Source organism: Bacillus sp. FJAT-27225 (genome assembly GCF_001685025.1).
Lineage (GTDB): Bacteria > Bacillota > Bacilli > Bacillales > Cytobacillaceae > Bacillus_D.
Genome location: NZ_MAYU01000021.1, coordinates 304,555 through 318,058 on the forward strand (window position 1 = coordinate 304,555; position 13,504 = coordinate 318,058).

General features: G+C 42.7%; 13 protein-coding genes and 1 riboswitch. Of the genes, 2 read left to right on the forward strand and 11 right to left on the reverse strand.

Features of this window, described 5'->3' with window-relative positions; translation table 11 throughout:
* Window positions 1–225: 225 nt before the first annotated feature.
* The 4 genes from A8F94_RS13600 to A8F94_RS13615 form a co-directional block, all read right to left on the reverse strand.
* A complete protein-coding gene (locus A8F94_RS13600) occupies window positions 226–987 on the reverse strand; it encodes a TerC family protein (protein WP_066201312.1) in 762 nt (253 codons plus the stop codon).
* Between the two features lie 30 nt (window positions 988–1,017).
* A riboswitch (yybP-ykoY riboswitch) is annotated at window positions 1,018–1,176 on the reverse strand.
* A gap of 91 nt (window positions 1,177–1,267) precedes the next feature.
* The gene (locus tag A8F94_RS13605; protein ID WP_066201315.1) at window positions 1,268–1,735 is read right to left on the reverse strand and encodes a hypothetical protein; all 468 of its coding nucleotides are present in this window, start codon (window positions 1,733–1,735) and stop codon (window positions 1,268–1,270) included.
* A gap of 80 nt (window positions 1,736–1,815) precedes the next feature.
* Window positions 1,816–2,922, reverse strand: coding sequence for an SDR family oxidoreductase (locus tag A8F94_RS13610; protein ID WP_066201317.1), 1,107 nt, complete (start codon window positions 2,920–2,922; stop codon window positions 1,816–1,818).
* A 197-nt stretch (window positions 2,923–3,119) separates the two neighbouring features.
* A complete protein-coding gene (locus tag A8F94_RS13615) occupies window positions 3,120–4,700 on the reverse strand; it encodes a peptide chain release factor 3 (RefSeq protein ID WP_066201322.1) in 1,581 nt (526 codons plus the stop codon).
* Between the two features lie 411 nt (window positions 4,701–5,111).
* Here A8F94_RS13615 and A8F94_RS13620 point away from each other — a divergent pair, with 411 nt between their 5' ends.
* Window positions 5,112–6,836: an AAA family ATPase gene (locus A8F94_RS13620; RefSeq protein ID WP_066202421.1), complete on the forward strand. Its 1,725-nt coding sequence runs from the start codon at window positions 5,112–5,114 to the stop codon at window positions 6,834–6,836.
* Window positions 6,837–6,986: 150 nt separating this feature from the next.
* A complete protein-coding gene (locus A8F94_RS13625; RefSeq protein WP_066201324.1) occupies window positions 6,987–7,418 on the forward strand; it encodes a YkvA family protein in 432 nt (143 codons plus the stop codon).
* Window positions 7,419–7,663: 245 nt separating this feature from the next.
* On the opposite strand, the gene A8F94_RS13630 is transcribed toward A8F94_RS13625, so the two are convergent.
* The 7 genes from A8F94_RS13630 to ytvI all read right to left on the reverse strand — a co-directional run bounded on the left by A8F94_RS13630 (window position 7,664) and on the right by ytvI (window position 13,398).
* Window positions 7,664–8,206 (reverse strand): cell wall hydrolase, encoded by a 543-nt coding sequence (locus tag A8F94_RS13630; protein ID WP_066201326.1) that lies wholly within the window; start codon window positions 8,204–8,206, stop codon window positions 7,664–7,666.
* A gap of 154 nt (window positions 8,207–8,360) precedes the next feature.
* Window positions 8,361–9,230 (reverse strand): carbohydrate ABC transporter permease, encoded by an 870-nt coding sequence (locus A8F94_RS13635; RefSeq protein ID WP_066201329.1) that lies wholly within the window; start codon window positions 9,228–9,230, stop codon window positions 8,361–8,363.
* Entirely contained in the window at window positions 9,227–10,249 is a 1,023-nt protein-coding gene (locus A8F94_RS13640) for a carbohydrate ABC transporter permease (protein ID WP_077247707.1), read from the reverse strand. Before A8F94_RS13640 ends, A8F94_RS13635 begins: the two co-directional genes overlap by 4 nt.
* A 72-nt stretch (window positions 10,250–10,321) precedes the next feature.
* On the reverse strand, window positions 10,322–11,611 hold the full coding sequence (locus tag A8F94_RS13645) for an ABC transporter substrate-binding protein (RefSeq protein WP_066201332.1): 1,290 nt from the start codon (window positions 11,609–11,611) through the stop codon (window positions 10,322–10,324).
* 333 nt (window positions 11,612–11,944) lie between these two features.
* On the reverse strand, window positions 11,945–12,070 hold the full coding sequence (locus tag A8F94_RS25040; RefSeq protein WP_077247708.1) for a YjcZ family sporulation protein: 126 nt from the start codon (window positions 12,068–12,070) through the stop codon (window positions 11,945–11,947).
* A 19-nt stretch (window positions 12,071–12,089) separates the two neighbouring features.
* Window positions 12,090–12,194, reverse strand: coding sequence for a YjcZ family sporulation protein (locus tag A8F94_RS25045; protein ID WP_077247709.1), 105 nt, complete (start codon window positions 12,192–12,194; stop codon window positions 12,090–12,092).
* 172 nt (window positions 12,195–12,366) lie between these two features.
* Window positions 12,367–13,398, reverse strand: coding sequence for a sporulation integral membrane protein YtvI (gene ytvI / locus A8F94_RS13650; RefSeq protein WP_066201335.1), 1,032 nt, complete (start codon window positions 13,396–13,398; stop codon window positions 12,367–12,369).
* Window positions 13,399–13,504 lie beyond the last annotated feature (106 nt).

Here is a 13,504-nt window from a genome sequence, read left to right on the forward strand (position 1 = left end):
GTGACAGCAACTGAAATTTTTCTGCCTCCTTCTTTTCGTTCATTCTTGTCGCCTTTGCGATTTAAGCGATACTGTATTTCAATAAACTTTTCGCTTAGATTATTTCGGTTGTGTGGGTAGGAAATCCGAAAACCAAAAATTTTCCCAACCATGCCATTCGATCAGTTGGCTGGAAATAACAAAGCTTCAAACCGGAATTGGTTTGAAGCTTTACCCCAATTTCTGTTATTGAGAATGTGCATGCTCGTTTTTTTTTGAAAAGGCGAATCCGCCTGCCGCAAGAACGACCAGAATGCTCCAAAACACCAGCTTCCAGACAACTGTTTCGGGAAACTGTTGATCAAGAATGGCCACATCGGGATGTGCAAATGTAAAAACAGAGAGTTTGACCCCAACCCATCCTACTATTAGAAACGCCGCGGTCTCCAGACTCGGCCGCTCCTTTAATAGTTTAATAAACCAGGAGGCTGCAAACCTCATCATGACAATGCCAATCATCCCGCCGAGGAGCATTACCAAGAACTGAACTCCATCCAAACCGCCAACTTTGAACCAGCCAGCAGGAGTAATCGTCACTGCCAAGGCTACAGCCGCTAAAATTGAATCAACGGCAAAAGCGAGGTCGGCAAGTTCAACCTTTGCAACCGTTCCCCAAAAAGAGGCGCTGTCCCGCTTCGGAATTGGCCGGACCAGCTTTTTTGGGGCATGATGCTGGTGCAAATGTTTTACAGACATATAGAGTAAATATAGAGCGCCTGCCGCTTGAATCTGCCATACATCAGAAAGGAAGGAAATCAAAAACAATGCACTGAACCGGAAAATGAAAGCCCCAAGCAATCCATAAAATAATGCCTTTTTTTGCTGATGAACAGGAAGCTGTTTAACCAGAACAGCCAGCACAACCGCATTATCGGCTGCCAAAATACCTTCAAGCCCAACTAGTACAAGCAAGACCCAGCCATACTCCAGCACCATGGAAGCATCCATCTTCTCTCCTCCTAATTTGGATTTCTCTCCAGGCAGTCAGGATGAGAGGATATATGCAAAAAAGACCCCTGCCTGTTGGCAAAGGTCTTGCTAGACATGTAAATGCCAACAAAGCCGGCGGACAAGGCCCGCGACATGACGACTTTGTTTTAGGTTTCCCTAACAGCTACTCCCCTTTGATAAGGACGTATACAGTTATCTACAGTCTATTTGTACGGTTCATAATTCGTTCGGTTTCATCGAGTTTTTTGTATTAATTGTGAAAGAAATAGTGTGTAGCTTACTGCTGGTTAATAGTGGGGTAAACAATCCTTTTTAGCACATACCCGATCAGCAAACCTGGAATTAAAAAGAGCATTGGAGTAAAAACAGGACCTGGTGTTATGTCTGCAACTGTCACCCTAGATGAAATCATTAGCCCGACTGTAACAAAGTAAGCACCAAAAACAAAGGGCAGGAATGACCCTTTCTCATCTTCGGTCATTGCTGTCCTATAAGCGTCCCATAGTGCAAACATATATAAGCACGGGTAAAACATGAGCCAGCCATAATCAATCGTATCAAAGGCTGCAGGGATATTCCCCATAAAGCTATGCATTATCGCTTCATTGAAGTGCCCATTTACATTTATGATAATTTCAAGCAATATGAACAGTATTCCTTTAATCAGGCTTCCCGACAATATCTGGCTGAAGCCAGGAAGAGCTATATTCCAAACTATGGCTTCCAGTTTGTTTAACTTTTTCATATTACGACCCGCTTTATGGCTTAATCCTGTTGCTATCCCTTTTAGCATATCCAATTAATTGCCAGTTAACGCAAGTAAGATTATACGATTTTTAGCTGATAGTCTGGATTTTGTTTGTTCTTACTATAAAATTCAGCCATTGCAGCGATACCATTCTTAAAATCAGGGCAGGAAATGCCTGACCCAAGCAAGTCTTCACCAGCCTGTGAGCAGTCGAACCGGCCTTTCCACGTAAAATACTCCAGCGCTTCCTTTTCTACACCAAGCAGCCTGCGTACAGCCGGAACCATTAAACTTGCCTTTGCCAAGCCAAGAGGCAGGGTTCCGGTTGGTTTTTTCCCAAGTAACTCCTTCATCACCATCTCATAAATCTCGGAAACTGTATAAGGAGAAGGATCGGTCAGATGATATGTTTTTCCTTCCCCTTTGTCAAGGAAGGCCAAAAACGCGGTTGCAGCAATTATATAATCAACTGGAACAAGATTGATTTCGGCATCACTGTTCCCTAAGCGCGGGATAAACGGGAGAAAACGAAGCCGGTCCAAGAAATTCATAATAAAATATGGGCCGTCAAATTTAATGGTTTCGCCGGTCTTTGAATGCCCTTTTACGATGCCTGGACGGATAATCGTAGTCGGAACATCCCTTTTTAGTTGTTCTACTAGTACCTCCGCCTCATATTTTGTTTCTTCATAATGATTTTTAAATTCAGAAGGATGGATTAGTTCAGTTTCCAACAATGTTCCTTCCCGCCTGCCAGCAACATATGCTGTACTGAAGTATGTATATCGTTTAATATGCTGTAGTACTTTCACCCACTCATTTACATTCCGCGTTCCTTCGACATTCACACGCCAGGCTATTTCCCTCGGTACGGCTAAATCGTAAACAGCGGCCAGATGGAAAACATGCGTTACAGCGCTTTTAAGAACTTCAACATCTTTATCCTGAATACCAAGCCCTGCTTTCGTGATATCTCCTTCTATAATCTGAAATTGCCATTCGTTCCGGCCGGTTTCCCTTGCTATCCGAGTGAGTTCCTCCTGTGCTTTTTCTTTCATATGGGGCAGGACAAGCATATACACAATCCCTGCCATCGGCCTTCTTTGAAGAATTTCCCTAATTAACTGGTTGCAAATAAATCCTGGAAAACCAGTAAAAAAATAGTTCTCACCCAAAATGTTCATCTCCTTTTCTCCTATCCTAGATTTACTCTAAAAGAAAAAATAGGAGGGTGTCAAACTGGATGCTGAATATTCCGATATTTATCTAAATAGCTTTCACAAGCAATTTTGGCTTATGACATAGTGCTTTTCTGCCTAAAAGAAATCCTCTTAAACAAAATAAAAACCGGCGGTTCTTCCGCCGGTTTACATATTCTTGTCTATTGGTGCATATCCATCGGATTATAAAGCTTTACCTCCGGATTTTTATCCTGGAACCATCGCAAAGCGAACTCGTTTTCGAATAGGAATGCATACTTGCCAAATCGATCCTTTACAAGCAGGCTTCGGGAATTTGAAAGTTTTTCATCAACAGTATCGCCTTCAACCCAGCGCGCCACCTTGGACCCTTGCCGTTCCATTATCACGTCTGAATTGTATTCATTTTTCATTCTATGTTCAAAAACTTCAAATTGAAGCTGTCCAACGGCACCAAGCAGGTAATCTTCTGTAGCAACCGTTTTAAAAAGCTGGATTGCCCCTTCCTGAACCAGCTGCTCAATCCCTTTATAGAACGACTTTTGTTTCATAACATTTTTTGCAGAAACCCTTACGAATAATTCAGGTGTAAACAGCGGCAGGCGCTCGAATTGGAATTGCTGCTTGCCTGAGGTGATTGTATCGCCGATTTGATACGTTCCGGTATCATAAAGGCCAATGATATCTCCACTAACAGCTTCATCCACTGTATTCCGCTCCTCAGCCATGAATGATGTCGACTGGGAAAGCTTTATTTGCTTTCCAATGCGCGGGACATTCACGCTCATCCCCCGCTCAAACTTGCCCGAGCATACACGGACGAAGGCGATTCGATCGCGGTGGGCTGGATTCATATTCGCTTGGATTTTAAAAATAAAGCCCGAGAAATTTTCTGAAAGCGGGTCAATTTCTCCAGCAGATGAGTTACGCGGCTTTGGCGGCGGCGCAAACTCCAAATAAGATTCAAGGAAAGTCTGCACCCCAAAATTGGTTAAGGCGCTTCCGAAGAATACTGGAGTTAAATTACCTGATGCAATTCGTTCTGTGGAGAATTCATTGCCAGCTTCATTTAACAACAGAACTTCTTCAAGTGTCTGATCATATAAGCCAGTATCTTTTATAGGATGGCTCCCTGCAATTTCTCCATCGTCATTAAGAGAAATAAATCTTTGTTCCTCACCAACCCTAAATTGCTCAATTCGGTTATGGTGCCGGTCATAAATGCCAAGGAACTCTTTCCCCATCCCTATCGGCCAATTCATTGGATATGATTCAATCCCAAGAACCTCTTCAAGCTCGGCCAATAGCTCCAGCGGTGATTTACCCTGCCGGTCCAGCTTATTGATAAAAGTAAAAATCGGAATGCCGCGCATCCGGCAAACCTTGAACAGCTTCAAGGTTTGTTCCTCGATTCCCTTTGCTGAGTCAATGATCATGACTGCGCTATCGACAGCCATCAGGGTCCTGTAGGTGTCTTCACTGAAATCCTGGTGTCCTGGGGTATCAAGGATATTCACCCGGAAACCGTCATAATCAAACTGCATAACACTTGACGTAACAGAGATACCACGCTGCTTCTCGATTTCCATCCAGTCACTTGTTGCAAACTTGCCAGTCTTTTTTGCTTTGACAGTCCCTGCATCCCGAATCGCTCCGCCGAAAAGGAGCAACTTCTCTGTCAGTGTCGTTTTTCCCGCATCAGGGTGGGATATAATTGCAAAAGTCCTTCGTGACAGGACTTCTTCTTTAAAATTCGTACTCATCATTACTTCCTCACTTCTAACATTAAATGGTTAATCCAATACCTTCAATCATATCCCGTATAGGAAAATTGCGCAAGGTATCCTTTTCTGGCAATCTTATAAATTTTCGTTAGTGTTAATGATAAAACTCTTACCAACAATAATATTTGTCCAGAATGTGTCCAGCCAATTAATTTTATTTCAAAAAAAATCACTAGGTATTTTTTTTGAAAACCGCACACCAAAAGTCCCAGAAAACGGACTGCTCACCACCTTTTCCGGGTAGGATGGCTCAGGAATTCACAAGTTGTTCACTCCTTTTCACGTCTTTTTCCTGCAATTCCCATCAAAGGTAATTCGCTATTCCTATTTATTACAATTAATATTTTCATATAATAGAGTTAGACAGTAAAGGAGATGAGCATAGTGGATATGAGTAAAAAGGCGTTTAATAAAATCATTCCCCTGATTACTGCAGTTTTACTAGTAGCCGCGGGATTTATATGGTATATACAGTCAACCACAAAAGAAACTGAGGTTCCTTTTTCTTCTTTGGAAAGCAAGATTGCAGCAGAAAATGGTGGGAAAGTCAGCCTTGAGGAACGGTCAAATGGAAGCTTAACACTAACAACAAGCGAGGGGAAATTTGTGACAAAAGTGCCTCCTAACAGCGAGATGGCAAACGATCTTGTTTCTAAGTACAACGTGGATTATTCATACACCTCCAGCAGTAAATATGGCAAATGGATTATGGGCGGTGTGATTCTTTCCCTGGCTGCAGCGGCATTTGCAGTCCAGAAGAAAAACGGAAATGGCCTTGGTGTTACAAACACGATGAAAAGCAGCCTGTCCAAAGCTCGTCCTCTACCTGAAATTTCATTGAAGGATGTCGGCGGCCTTGGTGAAGAGATGAAAGAAGAAATTCTCCAAACTCTTTCTATTATAAAAGACCCTGAGCGCTCCTCCAAACTTGGAATTAAGCCACCTAAAGGAATCCTCCTTTATGGCCCTCCAGGAACAGGAAAAACGTTACTGGCCCAGGCAATGGCAAAGGAACTTGGCGCCTCTTTCTTTTCAACAAGCGGCTCTGCATTCAATGAATTATTCGTAGGAGTCGGTGCTTCAAGGGTGAGGAATCTTTTCCAAAATGCACGCAAGCAAACACCTGCAGTCATTTTCATTGATGAGGTTGATGCACTTGCAGGCAAGCGTAAAGCACTTGGAGGAGAAGAATCAGAAAAAACGTTGACAGAGCTCCTTGTCCAGCTCGATGGCGGCCATTCAAATGATGGCATCCTGTTCATTTCAGCAACCAATAGAAAAGATATGCTTGACGATGCCTTCCTCCGTCCGGGCCGGATTGACTTCTCATTCCAGGTTCCACTTCCTGATACAAAAGGACGCAGGGAAATCATTGATATCCATACAAAAGGCAAAGTAATGGCAGACGAGGTTTTCTCTTCTCTTGATGAATTGGCAGAAAGCACGTCCGGCTTCTCCGGAGCTGATTTGAGCATGCTGTTTGAAACTGCAAGCCGGCATGCAATCCGGAACGGACAGGACATGATTACGAAGGAAAACCTTGATTATGCACTTGACCGGACCATCCTTGGCAGCACTTCCCGCGAATTGCAGGATGCTGAGACAAAACGGCGGGTAGCGATCCACGAAGCGGGCCATGCTATTGTTGCAGCTGTAACAAAACCAGGCTCTGTCAGGAAAGCAACAATTATTCCAAGGGGCGAAGCGCTGGGCTATGTTGCTCCGATTCCAAAAGAACTGCATTTGTCCACAACAAGTGACCTGCTCGACCGGATTGCGATGATCCTCGCTGGGGGTGTTGCAGAGCGCATGTATCTTGGGGAGCACAGCATTGGAGTGTCGGGTGATGTACAGCAGGCAAAGAATATCATTGAACAAATGGTTGAAATGGGTATGCTGCAGGACGGCTTTACACTAACATTCGTTAAAACCGAGAAAGAAGCGAAGATGCAGGAGCTTTTCAATAAAGGGTTGGAAATGGCACAAACCATTATCAGCGCTCATCATGAAGCATACGAAAACCTGGTTGAAGCCTTGTTGAAAAAAGAAACTCTTGAAGGCTCCGAAGTGGAAGAAATTATTGCAGCTGAAAGCAATGCAGCGATACTAGCTTAATTTTATACTAGAAAATTACCATTCATGCTAAGCCGGATCCCAGTTGGGACCGGCTTTTTGTTTGAGGTTTATGTCTGTATGAGTTTAAATTGTCAAAGAGAGTGGAAAATTACTAAAAGGAGCACTTAATACGAAGGAGGGGAAATCGACATGGAACATAAAATTGAAAGCGAACAGAAAAAATATGAAGGACGAGCCCAGAAATACATCGATAATCCAAAGGAAACCGAATCCCTTTTAAAAAAGGCGTTCGGAAAGGCAGAAAGCCATAAAAGCACTTTAGGTGATACTTGGCATAAACTGCAGCTCCTGTTCGAGATGGTCCGTTCCTGGGCTAAAGGGGAATATAAAAATGTTTCAAGAGGTACTATCCTGGCGGTAATCGGGGCAATCATTTATTTTGTCTCCCCTATCGACCTGGTACCGGATGTTATCGTAGGACTGGGAATCATTGATGATGCAGCTGTCATTGCGCTCACATGGAAGAGGCTGACGAAGGAAATCGAGGAGTTTAATAGCTGGAAGAATACAATAGAGGCTACTGGAATCGAACCTTCCGATTATGAAAAACCACTCGCCTGATTTATTAGGTGGCTTTGCAATTCTGAGTTATTTTTGGCCAGGCATGGTTTAGTATCATGTCTGGTTTTTCTTTGAGTTGGGGAAATTTGTTTAAGAATCGCTTGGAGTACATTTTAGGGTTGGGGACTTGGGCAATGTCCATGAATTTACATGGGTAGGATGGTTAGCGAGCCATAGCGCACACCACATCAAAAAAACCCTCGGCCTGCACTCGGCCAAGGGTTTTTATTTAACGGACCTATCACCTAAATTGAAAAATGATGGTCTCCAATTTCATCGATCACTGTTCTGGTACGGATCCAGGTGTCAGTTGCGATTTCTGGATTGTAGAAGAACAAGGCTTCTGTAACTTTATCTTCTGGCGTAAGAGCTTCATCTACCGCCTTTCTCGCTTCCTGCCCAGCCGGTTTATTTATTTCTCCATTTGCAACAGGGTCAAATTGGCGTTTTTGATAAATAACCTCTTTAACTGTATCAGGAAACTGGTGATCTTCAATACGGTTCAACACGACTTCAGCAACCGCTACTTTACCTTTGAAAGGTTCTCCCTTTGCCTCAGCATGAACCAGCCTGGCAAGGAGCTCCTTTTCTTCGTCCGTCAATTTTGGTTCTTCCTGTGTTGGCTTCGGAAGATCCTTTTTACTAACATTTGTCTTTCTCTCTACTGCCGGTATATTTATGTTGCTATCTTGTACTTTAGTTGATTTGGCTGAAAGTGAACCAGGGATGGCAAGCATGAGCAACATGGCCGGCATAAGAAGCAATAATACAGATCTCTGCATTATCATTTCCTCAACTCCCTTCTTTTCAGTTCTTAAACTAGGCTAACATGAGTATCCAAAGGATGCTACCCCAAAAACCTTCCATGGAATTAGCGGCAGTAACTGGCAATCCATCCACCAAAATGAAAGGAAACCCGGCATCCACCGGGTTTCACAAACATTATCCCTTAGTCCCTGAAGAAATATTTGAGCCTTCAATAAAATAGCGCTGGAAGAAAAAGAAAATCAGTACAACGGGCAGGAGGACCGTTACAGACATGGCCATTAAATAGTGCCACTGTGTCTGGACTGTACCCTTAAATGTCTGGAGCCCTATTTGCAAAGTATAAAGCCGTTCATCATTAATATAAAGCAAAGGTCCCAGCAAGTCATTCCACGCTCCATTGAAGTTAAAGATGGCAACTGTCATAAGAGCCGGTTTAGTCAATGGGACCATGATATGCCACCAGATCTGAATATGATTGGCCCCGTCCAGTATGGCTGCTTCAATAAGTGAGTTTGGAATGGTCATCATGAACTGCCGAAGCAGGAAAATAAAAAATGCGCTCCCGAGGAAAGCTGGCACGATAAGAGGCAAATACGTATTCAGCCAGCCCAGCTTTGAAAAAAGAATATACTGTGGCACCATCGTGACAAATCCCGGAATCAGCATGGTCGATAAGACAATAACGAACAGTGCATTCCGCCCTTTAAAGCGGATTTTGGCAAACGCATAGGCAACCAGTGAATTGACCACTACAGCACCGATAGTCCCGATTACGGCAATAAACAACGTGTTCATCGCCCATCGGGTAAAGGGAGCTGTCTTCCAGGCCTCCAAATAATTACTAAAATGAAATTCTTTCGGAATAAAAGTTGGCGGATATTGGGCAATTTCAGCCGGTGACTTCAATGAAGTTGAAATCATCCACCAGAGTGGTGAAAGCAAGATTAAACTGCCCGCAATCAACACAATGGTAATTGCCCAGGATTTAACTTTCTCTTTGAACTTTCTTGTCTCATAAAATTTAGGGGCAGTGTATTCGCTCATTTATTATCTCCCCCTTCATAATGAACCCAACGCTTTCCAACCTTCAGATTCAAAACCGTTAAAATCATGACAATAATGAACAATATCCATGCCATTGCCGATGCGTATCCCATATCAAATATCCTGAATGCATTATTCCACATATGCAAGTTATAAAATAACAGGGAGTTTGCAGGTGCTCCGCTTCCATTTTCGGTCATAACATATGCTTCCTGGAATATTTGAAATGCTCCTATTGTACTTGTAATGACATCGAAAAAGATAATCGGAGAAATCATTGGAAGAGTGATATGGAAGAATTTTTGGAAGCCAGTTGCTCCTTCAATATCGGCCGCCTCATACATCTCCTGGGAAACTCCCTGCAGGCTTGCAAGGTACAGCAGCATTCCCCCGCCGACACTCCACAACTTCATTAAGATTAGTGCAGGCTTTGTCCATTCGGGATCAAACAACCAGGCGGGTCCTTCTATTCCAAACCAGCTCAAGAATGTATTGACCAGACCGGTCGATGGACTTAAAAGCTGCATCCAAAGAAAATAGACAGCGACACCCGAAAGGATCGCAGGAAGATAATAAATAGTCCGGAAAACTTTCATCCCAAATATTTTCTGATTCAGCAGGAGTGCTATCAAAATTGCTCCAACTGTCGTTAACGGAACAGAAAAAATAACATAATAAGATGTATTCCACAGCGATGTCCAAAACAGGTCATCAATCGTAAACATCCGCTTAAAATTGTCCAACCCTATAAAATTCATTTTAGACGTTATATTATAATCAGTAAAGCTTGCTGCCAACGAGAACAAAAGCGGCCCCAATGTCAAGCATAGAAAGCCAACAATCCATGGACTGATAAACAAATAGCCCCAAATATTGTCCCTGACTTCCCTTGTAAGCTTTTGTTTGGGGATTTTGCCTTTTGACGCTGGCTTTTCCGTACTTATTTTTTCTGTCGAAATCCCATGGGGTCCTGACTTCTCTTCTGGCAGAGCTATTTCTGCAGACTGAGTTGGCTCCATATTTGATCCCCCTTTTTCTCTATATAAAAGAGAGATGGATGCTGATACCATCCTTCTCTCTTTCAATCATGGCTATTTTTTCATTTTCTTCACGTCTGCTTCCGCTTTTTTCAACGCTTCCTCCGGGGTTAGCTTGCCGGTAAAGACATTGTCAATATGCGGATTAATTCTATTCTGATAGTCAGGATACTCAAGAGGTACAGGGAACATCTGTGTTGTTTCAAGATTTTTAACTGTTGCCTCATAGACCTCTTTACCTTTTCCCTCAAGTGATTCGGCTACAGCTTCAGCTGCTTCAATATTGGCAATGTTATCGAAGTTTTTCTCACCCCAATACTGCTGTGCCTGTTTGCCAGTCAAATACTTAATAAATTCAGCTGCTTCCTCAGGATTATCGGATCCTTTTGGTATTTCAACTACAAACCCGCCTCCATCTGCCCAGTTCTGGCTATTCTCGTCATAGGCAGGAATTGGAGCCACACCGAATTCCATGTCTTTGCCGTAATCACGGATTTGTGTATAGAAGGTCCCGACCTCGACCATCATCGCAACTTTTCCGGAAATGAATGGATTTGCTTGCTCACTTCCAAATTCGGCCTTGAATGCCTGTACATTTTTTTCGCCATAATGGTCCTGCCATTCCTTCAGCCATTCAAGCGCTTCAACCTTCTTAGGTGTATTGATGGCCAACTCGCCATTGTCTATGAATGGTTTTCCATCATCGGCACTAACCATCCATGAATTCGCGCCAATGTTCCCCCAAAGCGGATAGAAGCCAAAACGTTCAAATTTATTGCCTTTCTTTACATCAAGCTTTTTCGCATATTCTTCAAGTTCAGCCCATGTCCTTGGCGGTTTATTAGGGTCAAGGCCTGCCTCTTTAAATAATGTTTTATTGTAAAATAGAAGACGGGTATCTGTAGTGAACGGAACTGCGTATGGCTTTCCATCATGTTCAACAGTTTCCCAAAGATGCGGATAAAATTGATCCTTAAATGAATCATCCAAGTATTTGCTCAAGTCTTCCGCCTGGTTGTTTACGGCACGCTGCGCAACCGAGTTAATATCATTTACGATAACATCTGCAGGATTACCCGCTGCAACTGATGCCAGGTTTTTTGTCCAAATATCGCCCCAAGGCAGGAATGTATGCTTGACTTCAATTTTGTCCTGAGACTCGTTGAAATCCTTGACAATCTTTTCGATAAGAGGCCTTCGGGTTTCGGAACCCCAGAATGTCCAGAAGTCAATAACAACCTTTCCGTCCTTGGAACCTGCTGAAGTCTTTTCCTCACCACTGCAGCCAGCTAGTACCCCTACTAGCAGAAGAACACTTAAAAACCAATAAACTCCCTTTCTCATGGTTACCCTCCATTATTTCTTTTATATTTTCCATGCACCCCATCTATTTACCCAGGTTCTCAAGTTGGAAACCTATTTTTCGCGGATTTCTGACAAATTTTTATTTTTTTTGACGAGAACCTGTTGCCAAGGTAACAAAAATGGAGAAGAAGCTAGGAAAAACTGTATATCTACTCTATAAAGAACATAGGAGTTTCAGAGGAAGAGAAATACCGGAAGAAACCACTTTTCTTTTTAAATCAGGTATCTGGAAGCTGACGGAATAAGGGTTTATTTTACAAATCAAAGGCCGGCTCCCTCAGTGAGAGAACCGGCACATGAACTCATATTTAATTATCTAAAACAAGCTGCCCCTACAATAATGAGCAAAATGAACAGGACAACAATCAGGGCAAATCCGCCGTGACCATATCCCCCGCCATAGCCATAGCCGCCTCCATATCCATAACCGTATGGCATGTGAGAACCTCCTTACCTATTAATAGTAACCGTAGCCCCAGGAAGCCCCGATGATAATCAAAAGAATGAATAGAACTACAAGTAGGGCAAATCCTCCGCCGTAAACGCCACCAGCACCTGACATCTAACATTACCTCCTTTAGTTAAGTCCATATATCCTATTCAAAGACCCGAAAAAGTGCAATCGAATGAAACTTAATTTTAATAAATAGGCTCCTGCCTATTTGCTGGGCGAATGGAACAGTATTTAACCTCTAAAAACCAGTACAAAACAAAAAGGCCTGCAAGCAGGCCTTTTACAACTTAAAGTTCATTTTTATCACATTCACTTTTATCAGGGTGTTAAAGACAATAACAATTGCCGGCCCTGCGAACAATCCGATAAATCCAAGAAGCTGGAACCCAATATAAAGGCTTATTAATGATGCCAGCGGAGATATGCCAAGATTGGTCGCATATACCTTTGGCTCTACAATCCTTCTGACTACAGTAATGACAACGAATAAAATAATCAGGCCAATCCCAAGGAATGAGTTATCCTGTATGAATGAGAGGACTGCCCAAGGGACCAAAAATGAGCCTGTCCCTAGAATCGGAAGAATATCAACAATAACAATTAATAAAGAAAGAAGGGCCGCGTACTTGACGTCCAATATAAGGAGACCAATGAACGCGAGCGCATAGGTAATCAGGCTGAGGAAAATTTGTGCCTTAATGAAACCCACTCCGGCCTTCGTTAGTTGATTTAGAACAATTGAAACTTTTTTCTTCGTTTCTTCCCTCAGATGACGCTTGATTGCTGCTTTGATAGAAGGGAGTTCCAGACTGAACAGAAAAAGTGCCACTAGGTATATAAGAAATTCAATCAAAAAACCCGGTATCGCTGTCAGAAAACCGATCAGAATCTGGACGAAGCCCTGGACAAATCGGTCCAGTGCAGTTACGGATTCTTCAATTGTTTTTTCCACAGATGAAATGACATCTGGCGGAAGTGTCTGGGAATACTGTTGCCACCGTTTAATGAGCGGTTTAATGCCGGATGCATACAAATCCTTTACAAAGGTAGGCGTGCTCTCGGAGAGCTTAATAACCTGCTGAAAAATAATCAGGAACAAATTATAGCCAAGTACAACAATGGCAAGCAGAAAGGATAGGAAGGATGCAATGACGGCCTTTACCCTGCTTAATTTTAGCTTTCGCTGAAAATAGCTGACCAGTCCCTCAAGCAAGACTGCAGTAATAAGTGCAAAGATAAACGGCAGACTATATGGTATAAAAAGGATAAATAACAAAATCACGATGATGGGTGCTATAAATTTTTTCCACATACTATTCTCTCCTAAAGGCAATGAAGCACATAATTGCGTATTATCTCATTATAACGTTTAAATGATGGCAAAGAGAAGCATTTGTCGAAAAAATAACCAATATTGT